This window comes from Caulobacter sp. 602-2, from assembly GCF_011043625.1.
Lineage (GTDB): Bacteria > Pseudomonadota > Alphaproteobacteria > Caulobacterales > Caulobacteraceae > Caulobacter.
On sequence record NZ_JAAKGT010000004.1, the window covers coordinates 250,780 to 264,849 of the forward strand.

Sequence of the window (14,070 nt, forward strand, 5' to 3'; positions counted from 1 at the left end):
GGACCTTGCGATCCCGCCCTTCTCGAGGTCGGCCCTCGGTTGGTCGCTTAGACCGGGTAGGTCCAGGCTTCGCCCTGGCCCTGAGCCGCGGCGTACTGGGCGTCGGCGAACGCCCAGTTGGGCAGCGCGTCGAACCAGGCTTCCAGGAAGCCCTTACGGTTGTTCTGGTGGTCGAGGTAGTAGGCGTGCTCCCACACGTCGCAGACCAGCAGCGGGGTCACGCCCGGCTTGGTCATGGCGCCGTCGGCGTCGTGGGTCGAGATGAGCGACAGCTTGGCGCCTTCGGCGACCAGCCAGGCCCAGCCCGAACCGAAGTGGCCGACGCCCTCGGCGACGAACTTTTCCTTCAGGCCGGCCAGGCCGCCGAAGGTTTCGTCGATGGCCTTGGCCAGGGCTTCGCCCGGGCCGGCGCTGGCCGGAGCCATGCATTCCCAGAAGAAGGCGTGGTTCCACGCCTGGGCGGCGTTGTTGAACACCTTGCCCGGGCCGGCGTCGGCGATGACGGCTTCCAGCGAGCGGCTGTCGTCTTCCGGCAGCAGGCCGTTCAGCGCGTTGACGTACGCCGCGTGGTGCTTGTCGTGGTGGAAGTGGAGGGTGTTGGCCGAGATGGTCGGCTGGAGCGCCTCGTAGGCGTAGGGCAGGTCGGGCAGCTTGAACATGGTCACTCCATGGCGAAACGCCCCCGGAAGATGGGCCGGGGGCGGTTGAAAGCTAGACATTCGCGCTGAAAAAATTTCAGCGCTTGGGCGGAGTCCTCGAAGCCATGAAGGCCTGGGCGACGGCCGCCGTAAAGGTCGGGTTCTTGAGCGCGAAGACGCCGGCGGCCAGGGCCGCGCCGATCGACAGGATCGGGCGATCCTTGACGATGTCGACGATGCGCTCGGCGAAGCCGTTCACCTCGGGCGGCGGCGCGTGGCGCGCGCGGCCGGCCTCGGCCCGGTTGGCGGCGATCAGCCCGGCCACCGCGACGACGAAGGCGGCCACGGCGGCCACCACCGCGGCCGCTCCGGCCGAGGTCAGGACCGGGGCCAGCACCGCGTACAGCGCGAAGGCGGCGGCGAACACGCTCACGGCAGCGGCCGCGGCGATCGCCGCGGCCGCTGCCAGCGTCATCAGGGTCTTTTCGAAGATCACTTGTTGTGGCTGCGGCTGCCGGCGAGCAGGAGGCCCAGAAGGACGCCGACGCCGAGGCCGGCCAGGGTGGCGGTGATCGGACGCTCGCGGACGCGCTCGGAGACGTACTTCTGGGCGTCTTCCAGCTGCTGGCCGGCGGTGTCGGTGTAGGTGCGGCTCTGGGCGCGCAGGGTGTCGAAGCTGTCGACCAGGTTCTTTTCCAGGCGCTTGGCGGCGTCGGCGAAGCTGGCCTTGGCGGCGCTGGCGGCCTCGGCGAAGGAGCGCTCGGCATGCTCGGCGGCCGCGCCAGCGGCGGCCGTCGCCTTGTCGGCTTCCTTCTGAGCGGTGTTCAAGGCGTTCGCGGGCATGTCTCGTCTCCGGTTCGCAGCGGGGCTTTACGGGAAGTGCAGCTGAAGCTGCGCCCCGTCAACGCGGAGCCCGCACGGCCAGTTCCCACCTTAGCGCGACCGGAAAAGCTTCACCACAGGAGATCGCGCTGGAGCATCCGATCCCCGCTCGCGCCACGCGAGAAGCCGGTCTATGTTCGAATCATGGCGGACGCGGATGCAGAACGGGCATCGGACCAGGAGGCCCGCAGATTGCGGGCGGCGACGGCTCTGGCCGGAGCGTGGAAGGACGCCGACGACCCGCGCCTGTCCCGCCTGACGCGGCTGGCCGCGCGCCTGTTCGAGGCGCCCCGCGCCGCCCTCATGCTGATCGAGCCCGACCGTGTTCGCCTGGTCGGCCGGGTCGGCTACGCCGCCGAATCTCTTTCCCGCGAGGCACCGCTGGCTGATCTCGTCCTGCGCTGCAGCCGCTCGGCGCTGCACGCCGACGTCTCCGGGACGGCCTTCTTCGCCTGCGCGCCCCTGCGCGATCCGCGCGGCCTGGTGGTCGGCGTGCTGGCGGTCGAGGACGACCGGCCTCGTGACGGGATCACGCCCGGCCAGCTGGAAACCTTGGGCGAACTGGCGGACCTCGCCATCGAGGAGCTGATCCGCGGCGCCGACCAGGCCCGCGCGGCGGCCGAGCGGCTGCTGGACGCCGAACGCCTGGCCCTGGCCCTGAGCGCGGCGCGGCTTGGCGAGTTCGAGTGGAACGTCAAGACCGACCGCCTGCGGATCAGCGAGCGCATGGCCCGGATCAGCGGCATTCCCGCTGGCGAGGTTCCGGCCGAAGAGGGCAAGGCCGTCTGGCCCTATATCCATCCCGAAGACCGCGAGATCACCCGCGAGGACCTGCGGGCCCAGCTGCGCGACACCGGCCGCTACGAGGTCGAGTATCGCCGCGCCCAGGGCGTCGACGGCCACGAGCAGTGGAGCCGAGGCTGCGGGGTCATGGTGCTGGATGACGAGGGCCAGCCCGACCTGCTGATGGGCGTGGTGCAGGACATCACCGACCAGCGCGAGGCCGACGAGCGGCGCGACAACCTGGTGGCCGAGCTGGACCACCGCATCAAGAACATCCTGGCGGTGGTGCAGTCGGTCGCCGCCCAGTCGGCGCGCAAGAGCTCGTCGCTGGACGCCTTTCTCAAGACCTTCGCCGCGCGGCTGAAGTCGATGAGCTCGGCCCACGACCTGATCAGCGCGGCGCGCTGGCGCGGGGCGACCCTGGGCCGGATCGCCGCGGCCGAACTGGGCGGTCTGGCCCCCAACCAGACCCGCTGGGACGGGCCGGAGCTGTTCCTGACCCCGCGCGCGGCGGCCGCCCTGTCGCTGGCCCTGCACGAACTGGCGGTCAATGCGGTGAAGTACGGCTCGCTGTCGACCGAGACCGGCCGGGTCGAGATCGTCTGGCGCCGTTCGCCCGACGGCGGCTTCAGCCTGGAATGGCTGGAGACCGGCGGCCCGCTGACCAGCGAGCCGACCACGCGCGGCTTCGGCGCGACGCTGGTCGAGGACGTGGTCGGGCGCGAGCTCGGCGGCGAGGCCAAGATCGATTATCGGCGCAGCGGCGTCACGGCGATGATCCATGCGGCCGCCTCGGCCCTGGCCGACGCTCCCGAGCCCGAACCGGCGCCGGCCGAGCCCGAGCGCATCGTCGAGACCATCGGCGGCGGCGACGACAACTTCCGCGCCGGGGCCATCGCCGGCCTCAAGGTGCTGATCGTCGAGGACTCGCTGCTGCTGGCCATGGAGCTGGAGGCGGGCCTGGAGGACAGCGGCGTCGAGGTGGTCGGCTGCGCGGCCGAGTTGGGCGAGGCCCTGTCGATGCTGGAGCAGACCTTCGACGCGGCCGTGCTCGACGCCGACCTCAACGGCCAGTCGGTGGCGCCGGTCGCCGAGGTGCTGCGCAAGGAAGGCCGGCCGTTCGTGTTCGCCACCGGCTATGCCGACAAGGCCGCGCCCATGGGCTTCGACGCCCCGATCGTGCGCAAGCCCTACAACGTCCACCAGATCGCCAAGGCCCTGGCCTCGGTGACGGGGCGGGGGTGAGGGGAATCCTTCTCCCCTTGCGGGAGAAGGTGTCGACGTAGTCGACGGATGAGGGGTCTCTCAAAAGCTGAACGCCGCGCTATTGTCGCGGCGGACAGGGCTTTCCACCCCTCACCCGACCCGCTTCGCGGGCCACCCTCTCCCACAAGGGGAGAGGGATCTTGAGCTACTTCCGGATCCGCATCAGGCATTCCTGCGCGACCGAGGCCACCAGCTTGCCGTCGCGGCTGAACATCTGGCCGCGCACGAGGCCCCGGCCCTGCGAGGCGCTGGGGCTGTCCTGCGCGAACAGGGTCCAGTCGTTGAAGTCGAAGGGGTGGTGGAACCACATGGCGTGGTCGAGGCTGGCGGCCTGCAGGCCCGGCGTCGTCCAGATCAGGCCGTGCGGACGCAGGGCGCTTTCCATGAAGGCCATGTCGGACGCGTAGGCCAGGGCGGCCTGCTGCATGCGAATGTCCTCGCCCAGCGGGGCGACGGCGCGCATCCACACCTGCTTCTCGCCCGACTTCTTTTCCGGGGCGACCGGGTTCTGCGGATCGATCCAGCGCAGGTCGACGGGGCGGGGGCGCTCCATGAAGGCCAGCATCTTGGGATGGATCTGGTCGCCCAGGCTGCGCAGGTACTCGGCCTCGGTCGGCAGGGTTTCGGGCGCGGGGACGTTCGGCGCCTCGAACTGGTGCTCCAAACCCACTTCCGGCGTCTGGAACGAGGCGGCCAGGTTGAAGATCTGCTCGCCGTGCTGGATGGCGGCCACCCGGCGGGTGGTGAAGGTGCCGCCGTCGCGGGCGCGCTCGACCTCGTAGAGCACCGGGGCGTTCACGTCGCCGGGGCGGATGAAATAGGCGTGCAGCGAGTGGCAGATCCGGTCGGGCACGGTCTGGTAGGCCGCGGTCAGGGCCTGGGCGATGACCAGTCCGCCGAAGATGCGCGGAAAGCCGTCGTTGGGGCTGATGCCCCGGAACAGGTTCACCTCGATCGGTTCGAGGGTCAGGATCTCGGCGAGGTTCTCGGGCGTCTGCATGGTGCGCTGCGATAAGCTTCACGGACGACCAGAGCAAGGCTGACCATAACGTCAGCCTTGCGCCGCATGGTCGCGGCGCCCATGCTTTGGCCATGCCGCCGATCGTCCATCACCCTGCCTTCCGAGCCGAGATGCCGGCCGGGCACCGCTTCCCGATGGACAAGTTCTCGCGCCTGGCCAGCCTGCTGGAGGCCGAGGGACTGCCGGGGCCGGAGGGGTTCCACAGGCCGGAGTTCGCGCCGCTGGAGGTGCTGCGCCTAGCCCATACCGACGATTACGTGCGCGGCGTCGTGGAGCTTTCGCTGCCGCCCGACGTGGTGCGCCGCATCGGCATGCCCAACAGCGACAGCGTCGCGACCCGGGCCCGCGCGGCCACCGGCGGCACGATCCTGGCCGCCCGTCTGGCGCTGGAGCACGGCATGGCCTGCAACACCGCCGGCGGCAGCCATCACGCCGAGGCCGGTTCGGGCGCGGGCTTCTGCGTGTTCAACGACGTGGCGGTCGCCGCCCGGCTGCTGCTGGCCGAGGGGCGTGTCTCGCAGGTGCTGGTCGTCGATCTCGACGTCCACCAGGGCGACGGCACGGCGCGGATCTTCGAGGGCGATCGCAGCGTCTTCACCTTCTCGATGCACGCGGCGAAGAACTTCCCGCACCGCAAGGCCGCCTCCGACCTCGATGTCGAACTGGAGGACGGAACCGACGACGGCGCCTATCTGGCCCGCCTCGACGCGATCCTGCCGGACCTGGTCGCGCGGGTGGATCCCGACATCGTGTTCTTCAACGCCGGCGTCGATCCGCATGCGGACGACAAGCTGGGGCGGCTTGCCCTGACCAACGCCGGCATCGCCGCCCGCGAGGCGCGGGTGCTGGGCGCCTGTCTGCAACGCGAGATCCCCGTCGTCGGCGTGATCGGCGGCGGCTATGACCCCGACATCGACCGCCTGGCCGACCGGCACGCCATCCTGCACCGCACCGCGGCCGCCCTCGCGCCCACGAAAAAGGGGCGGCCCGTCGCCGAGCCGCCCCTTCCTCACGCGATCTGAGACGCGGCCTTAGAAGGCCGTCCGCAGGCTGAGCACCGCCGCGCGCGGGGCGCCCACATAGGCGTAGGTGCGGCCATAGCCGGGCGAGCCCGGGGTGGCGCTGGTCTGGGTTCCCGACAGGTTGCCGTAGTAGAACTTGTCGAAGATGTTGGTGACGTTGAGCTGGAGGTACGACTTCTTCCAGCCGTCGCCGCCCAGGTCGTAGCGGACGTCGGCGTCCCACACGGTGTAGTGCGGCAGCTTCTGGTCGTTGACGTCGGTCATGTACCGCTCGCCGATGAACTTGCCCTGCACGCCGATCTGGAACTTGCCGATGTCGTAGGTCAGGCGGCCGGCGAAGGTCCACTTCGGGGTCTCCGCCACCTGCTTGCCGGCGGTGTCGGCATAGGTGGCCAGGCCCGTGGTCGAGCTGTAGCTGACGGCCAGGTCGTCCTGCAGCTTGGCGTCGGTGTAGGCCATCGAGCCGTAGATCGTCAGGCTGTCGTCCAGGCGCCATTGGGCCTGGGCGTCGAAGCCCTGGATCTCGACGTCGCCGACGTTGCGGTCGATGTAGGTGCCGTCGTTCTGGTCGACCGTCGTGACGATCCGGTTCTGGATGTTGGTGTGGTAGACGCTGGCCGAGGCCATGACCGTCGGCGTGCGGAAACGGTAGCCGACTTCCACCGTCTGGCCGGTTTCGGGCTCGACATTGCCCAGGGCCCCGGTGCTGGTCAGGGTGTAGAGGTTGTCGACCTTGGGCGCCGACATCTGCTCCGAATAGCTGCCGTAGACCGAGTGGTTCTCGCCGAAGCGGTACGACAGGCCCACGTTCGGCAGCACGTCGTCATAGCTCTTCTTGGCCGAGAACGGCGAGAAGTAGGTCGCGCCGTTGACGGTGACCACCGAGGCCACCGCGCCGTCGGCCTTGGCGGCCGTCGCCGTCGGGGTCATCGACGAGCAGTAGTAGGTGGTCGAACCGGCGCGCGAGTAGCAGTACTGGTTCAGTTCGCGGTCGAGCGTGGGCAGGCGCACGCCGATGTTGGCGATCAGCTTCTCGTCCAGGAATTCGCCGCGATACTCGACGCTGAACTGGTTGAAGGTGGCCACCGAGCTGCGGTTGCGCTTCTGGGCGATGTCGCCCGCGGCGGTCTTGACGGCCACGCCGTAGCCGTCCTTGCCGCTGAACACGTCGGTCGGGTCGCCGTTGCTGTTCAGCACGCTGTACTCGCCGGTCTGGCGGGTGTGGGCCTCGTCCCAGGCATAGGCGAAGCGCACGCGGTGGTGGTCGGCCACGTCCCAGATCAGCGAGGTGTTCAGGCCCCAGCGGCGGCTGTTGGTGTTGCTGGGCGAGTAGACCAGCACCGTGTCGCCGGTGTCGCCGTCGCCGTTGAGGTCGACGCCCACGCCGGCGCTGTTCTTCAGCTGGATCGAGGTTTCCGACAGGCTGGTCGAGCCGCCGCCGTTGGCCATGGTGTAGTTGAACGACGGATCGACCGTCAGCTTAAGGTTCGGCAGCAGGGTGAAGCGCGACTGGCCGCGGACCGTGCCGGTGTTCGACGGGTTCAGGCGCAGGCCGTAGTAGTTCGAGGTCCCCGGCGTGGTGCTGAAGTCGTAATCCTCGCCGTAGGTCTCCACGTCGCCGGCCACCGAGGCGTCGGCATTGGTCAGGTAGGGCGCGTAGTAGCTGTTGTTGCGGTTTTCGTTGTAGTTGAAGTTCAGCGCCAGGAAGTCGCCGGGCTTGGCCAGGTCCTGCTCGATGCGGGCGTTGACCTGCTTCTTTTCAAGCGTGCCCGGGCCCTTGAACTTGTCGTACTTCTGCCAGCTGCCGGCGATCCAGGCGCGCGTGCCCAGCGGGCCGAACTCGCCGGTCTGCAGCAGGGCGAAGGCGCGGCGGAAGTTGTCGGTGCCGACGCCGGCCTTGGTGACGACGCCGAAGTCCTTGGTGGCGCGCAGGGTGGTGTAGTTGATCACGCCGGCGGTCGACGAGGCGGTGACGGAGTCGGCGTCGGTCGAACCGGTGTTGACGTTGGCCTGCTGGATCAGCTCGGCGTCGACCTGCTGGTTGGAATAGATCGCGTAGTTGCCGCCGTCGTTCAGCGGCACGCCGTCGACCAGGAAGCCGATGTGGGCGCCGTCCTGGCCGTGGAGGCGGATGCTGCCGCCCGAAGAGCCGTAGGGATCGCTGTTGGTGAACACCAGGCCCGGCACCAGGTTCAGCGACTGCAGCACGGTCTGGCCGTCGGCCTGACGGTTCAGGAACTCGTTGGTGACGGTGTACTTACCCTTCGGCGCCGTCTCGGCGACCATGGTCCCGTCCATCGTCTTGGGGCCCGAGGCGGCGGTGACGACGACGGTGTCGAGTTCGGTGGTGGCGGTCGATTGGGCGAAGGCGCCGGTGGCCGAAAGCAGGCCGCCGAACAGCGCCGTCGTGGCCAGGCAGGCCAGCTTGGTTCTGTTCATCTCTAAGATTATCCCCTTGCTCGCAACAACTCCGCCGATATGCGAAGTAAAATGCTGCGGAAGTTGGATTTCTAGAGATCGTAATTCTATGTTTGATGACGATATTGGAGCGATTATGGGGTTGGAAATCGACGATATCGCTGCAAGTTCGCTGCAAAGGCAACGTTCTGATATTTATGGAAACAAGTAAGTTTCGAATTCTTTCCGATCTATTCTTGGGTGAATGATTTCGTCAGGCGCCATGCTCCGCCGAGATCGGGTCGGCGGAGCTACGCGGCGATCACTTACAGGCTCGGCGAGATGAAACCGGCGACGACGACGAGAGGAAGGACGGCGAGCACCAGGCTGGCGAGCGAAGCGAAAGCGTTGTTCGAGAAGGTCATTGGTCTAGTCCCTGAGTTGTTTGCCCGGCGCGACGTCCGCGTCCGGTGAAAAGAGGTATAGGTCGGGCGAGGGACGAACACCCGTTACCTTTGCGTCATGACGCCGTTTTAAGAAACTATCTCGCCTGTAATGTGCATTACAGTGGATTAATGTGAGCGCTGATGGAAAGTTTCTCGAGAAATTATTCCATCTTGGGCTTCGGCGGCGCGGCGCCGTCTTGCGCCCCGCCGCCGCAACCGGGGGAGGATCAGTCCTCGGCCCCGGTCAGCAGGAAGTGGCCGCGCAGGGCCGCGATCGGCGCCGCGCGCTGTTCCTGCCAGGCCTCGACGTGGACGTTGGCGATGCGCCGGCCGACCTTCTTGATCTGGGCGCGGGCATAGGTGGTCAGCGGCCGACCCGAGCGCAGGTACTCGATCGAGACGTCGATGGTGCGCGGCTGGCGCTTCAGCGTCTCGGCGATCGACAGCTGGGCCAGGGCCGTCATCTCCATGAAGGCGCCCAGCACGCCGCCATGGATGGCCGGCAGCATCGGGTTGCCGACGATCTCGGGCGAGAACGGCAGGATGGCGGTCATCTCGTCGCCGGCCAGCTCGGCCTTCATGCCGATGAAGCGGGCGTAGGGGATGGCGCCGAGCACGGCGACCAGTCGATCTTGAGCTTCGCTCATTGGCCGCCCTCCTTGTTGGTCGTATCCGGCTTGCTGGAGCCTGGCGGCCTGAGGTTGGCGCCGGCCTTCTTGCCGGCGCTGGAATCCAGCATGAAGGCGGCCTGGGCGGCGGCGATCGGGTTTTCCGGGTCGGTCTCGTAGGCCACGGCCCGCACGAAGGCGACCGAGCGGGTCAGCTTGTAGCAATGGGCGCGGGCCAGGATGTCCTTACCCGGCTCGGCCGGTCGCATGTAGTCGATGCGCAGGTCGAGCGTGGCGATCGAGGTCCAGTGGCTCATGGCCGCGTGCACCGCCTGGCCGCTGGCGTGGTCGAGCAGGGTGGTGACGACGCCGCCTGCGATCACCCCCGTCTCCGGATCGCCGACCAGTTCGGTGCGGTAGGGCGCTTTCAGGATGGCGACGCCGTCGCCGATCTCCAGGGTGGAAAAGCCCAGGGCCTTGGCCTGTGGGCTGCCCTCGTTCATCGCCTTGGCGATGAGGCGGTGCTGCTCGCCGATGTCCGTTTCGCTCATGAGGGATAGGCTTACAGGATCGCGCGTTGTCTTATCCAGCCGTGATCAAGCCCCAGGATCTTCTCTGTCCGAAGCCCGGCGGTCTTTATTGCCCGCCCGGCGACTTCTACATCGACCCGGTCGGTCCCGTGGACCGGGCGGTGATCACCCACGGCCATTCCGACCACGCCCGCGCGGGGCACAGCACCGTGCTGGCCACGCCCGAGACGCTGGCGATCATGGCCGAGCGCTACGGCGAGGACTTCGCCGTCGTCGGCCGCCAGCCGCTGGCCTATGGCGAGAGCGTCACGATCAATGATGTCGAGGTCTCGCTGGTCCCGGCCGGCCACGTGCTGGGGTCGGCCCAGGCGGTGGTGCGCTGGAAGGGGATGACCATCGTCGTCTCCGGCGACTACAAGCGCCGTCGCGACCCCACCTGCGCGCGCTTCGAGCCCGTGCCGTGCGACGTCTTCGTCACCGAGGCGACCTTCGGCCTGCCGGTGTTCCGCCATCCCGACGACGCGGGCGAGATCGCCGCCTTGCTGAAGTCGGTCGAGCAGTTTCCCGAGCGCGCCCACATCGTCGGGGCCTACGCCCTGGGCAAGGCCCAGCGGGTGATCAAGCTGCTGCGCGAAGCCGGCTGGGACAGGACGATCCACGTGCACGGCGCCATGGAGCGGCTGAACCGGCTCTATGAGGCCCACGGCGTCGACCTTGGCCCGCTGGCGCCGGCGACGATCGAGCGCGGCAAGGCCGGCGATTTCGCCGGGTCGATCATCGTGGCTCCGCCCTCGGCCCTGGCCGACCGCTGGAGCCGCCGCTTTCCCGATCCTGTCGACTGCTTCGCCAGCGGCTGGATGCGGGTGCGGGCCAGAGCCCGCCAGCGCGGCGTCGAGCTGCCGCTGATCATCTCCGATCACGCCGACTGGGACGAACTGACCGACACGCTGTCGGAACTGCGCCCGGGCGAGGTGTGGATCACCCATGGCCGCGAGGAGGCGCTGGAGCGGTGGTGCGAACTGGAGGGCATCCCCGCCCGCGCCCTGCGCCTGGTCGGCTACGACGAGGATGACGGCGAGTAGCCGCTCAGACGACCTTGTACGTTCCCCTGGCCCTCGCCACCGGCTTGCCGTCGGCGCGGACGGTGGCCTCGGCGTAGCACAGGCTCTTGCCCGGCTTGATGAAGTCGGTGTCGAACTCCAGCCATTGGCCGAGAGCTGGGGCGGCCAGGTAGTCGACGCCCAGTGAAACGGTGACGAAGCCGTTGAAGGCCAGGCCCTCGCGCCGCATCCGCACCCCGCAGGAAAGGCCCATGGCGTTGTCGGCCAGGGCGGCGATCAGGCCGCCGTGCGGTCCGCCGCGCGAGTTGGCGTGCGCCTCGCGCGCCTCCAGCCCCAGCACCCAGCGGTCCTCGCGCACGTCGGCGTAGATCGGCTCCCAGGGCGCGGTCAGCGGGCTCGTGCGGGTGTGGGGCGCGAAGGGCTCGGGCGGCTGGAAGGTCATCGGTCGTCTCCTTCGGGCATGATTTAAACAATTGTTTGAAGTGTGGGCAAGCCTCGCCGCTTGAACCTGCGCCTCCGCGCGACATTCTCTAGCCATGCGCGCCTTCGCCCTTCTTCTCGATCGCCTGTCGCTGACGGCTTCGCGCAACGCCAAGCTGACCCTGATCGAGGATTTCCTGCGCAGAACCCCGGACCCCGACCGTGGCTACGCCCTGGCGGCCCTGACCGGCGCCCTGTCGTTCGACGCGGCCAAGCCGGCCTTCATCAGGAAGGCGGTCGAGGCGCGGATGGACGCGCAGCTTTTCGCCTGGTCCTACGACTATGTCGGCGACCTGGCCGAAACCGTCGCCCTGGTCTGGCCCGCGCGGCCCGGCGCCAATCGCGAGCCGGAGCTTTCGGAGGTGGTCGAGGCGCTGAAGGCGACCTCTCGCGCCCAGGCGCAGGCGCTGATCGAGGGCTGGCTCGACGCGCTGGACGCCGACGGCCGATGGGCGCTGCTCAAGCTGATGACCGGGGGCTTGCGGGTCGGCGTCTCCTCGCGCCTGACCAAGCAGGCCTGCGCCAACCTGGGCGGCGTGCCGATCGGCGAGATCGAGGAGGTCTGGCATGCGATCGAGCCGCCCTACGGCGATCTCTTCGCCTGGCTGGAGGGGCGGTCGGCCCGACCCTCGCCCGACGCTCCGGGCCGCTTCCGGCCGGTGATGCTGGCCCAGGCCATCGACGAGACCGTGGACTTCGAAAAGCTCGATCCCGCCGACTACGCCGCCGAATGGAAGTGGGACGGCATCCGCGTCCAGGCCGTCAGCGAGCGCGGCGAGCGGCGGCTCTACACCCGCACCGGCGACGACATCTCGGCGACCTTTCCCGACGTGCTCGAAGCGCTGGACTTCGAGGGCGCTCTGGACGGCGAACTGCTGGTGATGCGGGACGGGGCGATCGCCAGCTTCGGCGACCTGCAGCAGCGGCTGAACCGCAAGACGGTGGATGGCAAGCTGATGGCCGCTCATCCGGCGGGGATCCGGGCCTATGACCTGCTGCTCGACGGATTGGAGGATCTTCGGAGCCTGCCCTTCGCCGCGCGTCGCGAGCGGCTGGAGGCCTTCGTCGGGCGGCTGTCGACGGCGCGCATCGACCTGTCGCCCCTGCAGCCGTTCGCCTCTTGGGAAGCGCTGGCCGCCCTGCGCGCCGCGCCGCCGGCGGGCGATCCGGCCGTCGCCGAGGGCCTGATGCTCAAGCGCTGGGACAGCGCCTACGAGCCCGGCCGTCCCAAGGGGCCGTGGTTCAAGTGGAAGCGCGATCCGCATCTGGTCGACGCGGTCCTGATGTACGCCCAGCGCGGGCACGGCAAGCGGTCGAGCTTCTATTCGGACTACACGTTCGGCGTCTGGCGCGAGGACGAGGCCGGCGAGCGCAGGCTGACCCCCGTCGGCAAGGCCTATTTCGGCTTCACCGACGAGGAATTGAAGCAGATCGACAAGTTCGTCCGCGACAACACCGTCGAGCGGTTCGGGCCGGTGCGGTCGGTGCGGGCGGACCTGGAGTTCGGCCTCGTCTTCGAGGTGGCCTTCGAGGGCCTGCAGCGCTCCACCCGGCACAAGTCGGGCGTGGCCATGCGCTTTCCCCGCATCAACCGCATCCGCTGGGACAAGCCCGCCCGCGAGGCCGACGAGCTGTCGACCCTGGAGCGGATGCTGGACTAGCGGCTCAGAAGGTCAGTGGGCCATGTCCGGCGCGCCGCCGCCGTGGCCGGTCTGGAACAGCCTGCCCTTCTCGGTGACCAGCACGGCGATCAGGCCGGCCAGACCGAAGCCGAAGAAGCCCAGGGTCAGCGGGCCGACGGTGCCGTCGAACAGCTGCCCGATCAGGAAGCCGCCCAGGGCGCCGCCGATCGTGGTGATGAAGCCTTGCAGCGAGGCCGCCGCGCCGGCGATGTGACCCAGCGGCTCCATGGCGATGGCTCCGAAGTTCGACATGACCAGGCCAAAGCAGAACATCATGCCGCCCTGCAGCAGGGCGAAGGTCCACACCGTCTCGTGCTGGGTGTGGGCGACGATCGCATGCACCCCGGCGAAGGCGATGAAGCCCAGCAGCGCCGCGTGCGAGACCTTGCGCATGCCCAGGCGTTCGACGATGCGGGCGTTGACCAGCGAGGCCAGGGCGATGCCGCCGGCGATCCCGGCGAAGATGATCGTGAACCACTCGCCCGCGCCCAGGGCGTCGACGAAGACCTGCTGGGCCGAGTTGATGAAGCCGAACAGGCCCGCCAGCACCAGGGTGGCGGCGATGGTGTAGCCCATGGCGACGCGGTCGGTGAGGGCGGTGCGGAAGGCGCCCAGGATGGCCCCGGGCGAGATCGGCGTGCGGTCTTCCGGATGCAGGGTCTCGGGCAGCTTCAGCGCCGTCCAGGCGATCACGGCCGCGCCGAACACGGCCATGACGCCGAAGATCCAGCGCCACGGGGCGACCAGCACGATGGCCTGGCCGATCGACGGGGCGACGATGGGCACGGCCAGGAAGACGATGAACGACAGCGACATCACCTGGGCCATGCGCCGGCCCGAATAGCAGTCGCGGACGATCGAGACCGACAGCACCCGGGTGGCGGCGGCGCCGACTCCGGTCAGGGCGCGGGCGACCAGCAGCATCTCGAACGAGGTGGTCAGGGCGCAGGCCAGGCTGAACAGCACGTAGAGGGCCAGGCCCGCCAGCAGCACCGGCTTGCGGCCATAGCGGTCGGCCAGCGAGCCGTAGGCGATCTGGGCCGCGCCGAAGCCCAGCAGATAGGCGGTGATCACCCATTGGCGCTGGTTGTCGGCGGTGAGGCCGAGGCTGGCGCTGATCTGCGGCAGAGCCGGCAGCATGGAGTCGATGGCCAGGGCGTTGGTGGCCATCATCGCCGCGATCAGGGCCACGAACTGAGCAAAGCCCATGCCCGGATGGGGCGAGGTCTGCGGCGACGTGGTCTGCTGGGTGTC

At 68.8% G+C, this 14,070-nt stretch carries 14 protein-coding genes; 4 read left to right on the top strand and 10 right to left on the bottom strand.

The window, feature by feature from the left end; translation table 11 throughout:
• Nucleotides 1–47 precede the first annotated feature (47 nt).
• The 3 genes from G5B46_RS11390 to G5B46_RS11400 all read right to left on the bottom strand — a co-directional run bounded on the left by G5B46_RS11390 (nt 48) and on the right by G5B46_RS11400 (nt 1,481).
• Entirely contained in the window at nt 48–659 is a 612-nt protein-coding gene (locus G5B46_RS11390; protein ID WP_116569421.1) for a superoxide dismutase, read from the bottom strand.
• A gap of 76 nt (nt 660–735) precedes the next feature.
• The gene (locus G5B46_RS11395; protein WP_205691617.1) at nt 736–1,113 is read right to left on the bottom strand and encodes a hypothetical protein; all 378 of its coding nucleotides are present in this window, start codon (nt 1,111–1,113) and stop codon (nt 736–738) included.
• 17 nt (nt 1,114–1,130) lie between these two features.
• Nucleotides 1,131–1,481 carry a hypothetical protein gene (locus tag G5B46_RS11400; protein WP_165258757.1) on the bottom strand — a complete coding sequence of 117 codons (351 nt, stop codon included), beginning with the start codon at nt 1,479–1,481 and terminating at the stop codon, nt 1,131–1,133.
• 231 nt (nt 1,482–1,712) lie between these two features.
• Here G5B46_RS11400 and G5B46_RS11405 point away from each other — a divergent pair, with 231 nt between their 5' ends.
• Entirely contained in the window at nt 1,713–3,548 is a 1,836-nt protein-coding gene (locus G5B46_RS11405) for an HWE histidine kinase domain-containing protein (protein WP_346764904.1), read from the top strand.
• 166 nt (nt 3,549–3,714) lie between these two features.
• On the opposite strand, the gene G5B46_RS11410 is transcribed toward G5B46_RS11405, so the two are convergent.
• Nucleotides 3,715–4,569 carry an acyl-CoA thioesterase II gene (locus G5B46_RS11410; RefSeq protein WP_165258759.1) on the bottom strand — a complete coding sequence of 285 codons (855 nt, stop codon included), beginning with the start codon at nt 4,567–4,569 and terminating at the stop codon, nt 3,715–3,717.
• Between the two features lie 92 nt (nt 4,570–4,661).
• Here G5B46_RS11410 and G5B46_RS11415 point away from each other — a divergent pair, with 92 nt between their 5' ends.
• Nucleotides 4,662–5,612, top strand: a complete 951-nt coding sequence (locus G5B46_RS11415; RefSeq protein ID WP_165258760.1) for a histone deacetylase — start codon at nt 4,662–4,664, stop codon at nt 5,610–5,612.
• Between the two features lie 9 nt (nt 5,613–5,621).
• On the opposite strand, the gene G5B46_RS11420 is transcribed toward G5B46_RS11415, so the two are convergent.
• The 4 genes from G5B46_RS11420 to G5B46_RS11430 form a co-directional block, all read right to left on the bottom strand.
• Complete coding sequence (locus G5B46_RS11420; protein ID WP_165258761.1) at nt 5,622–8,051, bottom strand: TonB-dependent receptor; 2,430 nt, start codon at nt 8,049–8,051, stop codon at nt 5,622–5,624.
• A gap of 284 nt (nt 8,052–8,335) precedes the next feature.
• Nucleotides 8,336–8,434 (bottom strand): hypothetical protein, encoded by a 99-nt coding sequence (locus G5B46_RS24400; protein WP_240903437.1) that lies wholly within the window; start codon nt 8,432–8,434, stop codon nt 8,336–8,338.
• A 248-nt stretch (nt 8,435–8,682) separates the two neighbouring features.
• Nucleotides 8,683–9,102, bottom strand: a complete 420-nt coding sequence (locus G5B46_RS11425; protein ID WP_058347561.1) for a PaaI family thioesterase — start codon at nt 9,100–9,102, stop codon at nt 8,683–8,685.
• Nucleotides 9,099–9,614, bottom strand: coding sequence for a PaaI family thioesterase (locus tag G5B46_RS11430; RefSeq protein ID WP_165258762.1), 516 nt, complete (start codon nt 9,612–9,614; stop codon nt 9,099–9,101). Before G5B46_RS11430 ends, G5B46_RS11425 begins: the two co-directional genes overlap by 4 nt.
• Nucleotides 9,615–9,640: 26 nt before the next feature.
• Here G5B46_RS11430 and G5B46_RS11435 point away from each other — a divergent pair, with 26 nt between their 5' ends.
• Nucleotides 9,641–10,675, top strand: coding sequence for a ligase-associated DNA damage response exonuclease (locus G5B46_RS11435; RefSeq protein ID WP_165258763.1), 1,035 nt, complete (start codon nt 9,641–9,643; stop codon nt 10,673–10,675).
• 4 nt (nt 10,676–10,679) lie between these two features.
• Here the strand turns inward: G5B46_RS11435 and G5B46_RS11440 are convergent, their stop codons facing one another.
• A complete protein-coding gene (locus G5B46_RS11440; protein ID WP_165258764.1) occupies nt 10,680–11,096 on the bottom strand; it encodes a PaaI family thioesterase in 417 nt (138 codons plus the stop codon).
• 94 nt (nt 11,097–11,190) lie between these two features.
• On the opposite strand from G5B46_RS11440, the gene G5B46_RS11445 reads away from it, so the two are divergent.
• Nucleotides 11,191–12,795 carry a cisplatin damage response ATP-dependent DNA ligase gene (locus tag G5B46_RS11445; protein WP_165258765.1) on the top strand — a complete coding sequence of 535 codons (1,605 nt, stop codon included), beginning with the start codon at nt 11,191–11,193 and terminating at the stop codon, nt 12,793–12,795.
• A 12-nt stretch (nt 12,796–12,807) separates the two neighbouring features.
• Here G5B46_RS11445 and G5B46_RS11450 read toward each other — a convergent pair whose 3' ends face one another.
• Nucleotides 12,808–14,025, bottom strand: coding sequence for a multidrug effflux MFS transporter (locus G5B46_RS11450; protein WP_165258968.1), 1,218 nt, complete (start codon nt 14,023–14,025; stop codon nt 12,808–12,810).
• Nucleotides 14,026–14,070 lie beyond the last annotated feature (45 nt).

Coding starts and splice junctions, on each gene's coding strand:
- G5B46_RS11390 (WP_116569421.1), bottom strand. CDS start 659: ATGTTCAAGCTGCCCGACCTGCCCTACGCCTACGAGGCGCTCCAGCCG.
- G5B46_RS11395 (WP_205691617.1), bottom strand. CDS start 1,113: ATGACGCTGGCAGCGGCCGCGGCGATCGCCGCGGCCGCTGCCGTGAGC.
- G5B46_RS11400 (WP_165258757.1), bottom strand. CDS start 1,481: ATGCCCGCGAACGCCTTGAACACCGCTCAGAAGGAAGCCGACAAGGCG.
- G5B46_RS11410 (WP_165258759.1), bottom strand. CDS start 4,569: ATGCAGACGCCCGAGAACCTCGCCGAGATCCTGACCCTCGAACCGATC.
- G5B46_RS11415 (WP_165258760.1), top strand. CDS start 4,662: ATGCCGCCGATCGTCCATCACCCTGCCTTCCGAGCCGAGATGCCGGCC.
- G5B46_RS11420 (WP_165258761.1), bottom strand. CDS start 8,051: ATGAACAGAACCAAGCTGGCCTGCCTGGCCACGACGGCGCTGTTCGGC.
- G5B46_RS24400 (WP_240903437.1), bottom strand. CDS start 8,434: ATGACCTTCTCGAACAACGCTTTCGCTTCGCTCGCCAGCCTGGTGCTC.
- G5B46_RS11425 (WP_058347561.1), bottom strand. CDS start 9,102: ATGAGCGAAGCTCAAGATCGACTGGTCGCCGTGCTCGGCGCCATCCCC.
- G5B46_RS11430 (WP_165258762.1), bottom strand. CDS start 9,614: ATGAGCGAAACGGACATCGGCGAGCAGCACCGCCTCATCGCCAAGGCG.
- G5B46_RS11440 (WP_165258764.1), bottom strand. CDS start 11,096: ATGACCTTCCAGCCGCCCGAGCCCTTCGCGCCCCACACCCGCACGAGC.
- G5B46_RS11445 (WP_165258765.1), top strand. CDS start 11,191: ATGCGCGCCTTCGCCCTTCTTCTCGATCGCCTGTCGCTGACGGCTTCG.
- G5B46_RS11450 (WP_165258968.1), bottom strand. CDS start 14,025: ATGGGCTTTGCTCAGTTCGTGGCCCTGATCGCGGCGATGATGGCCACC.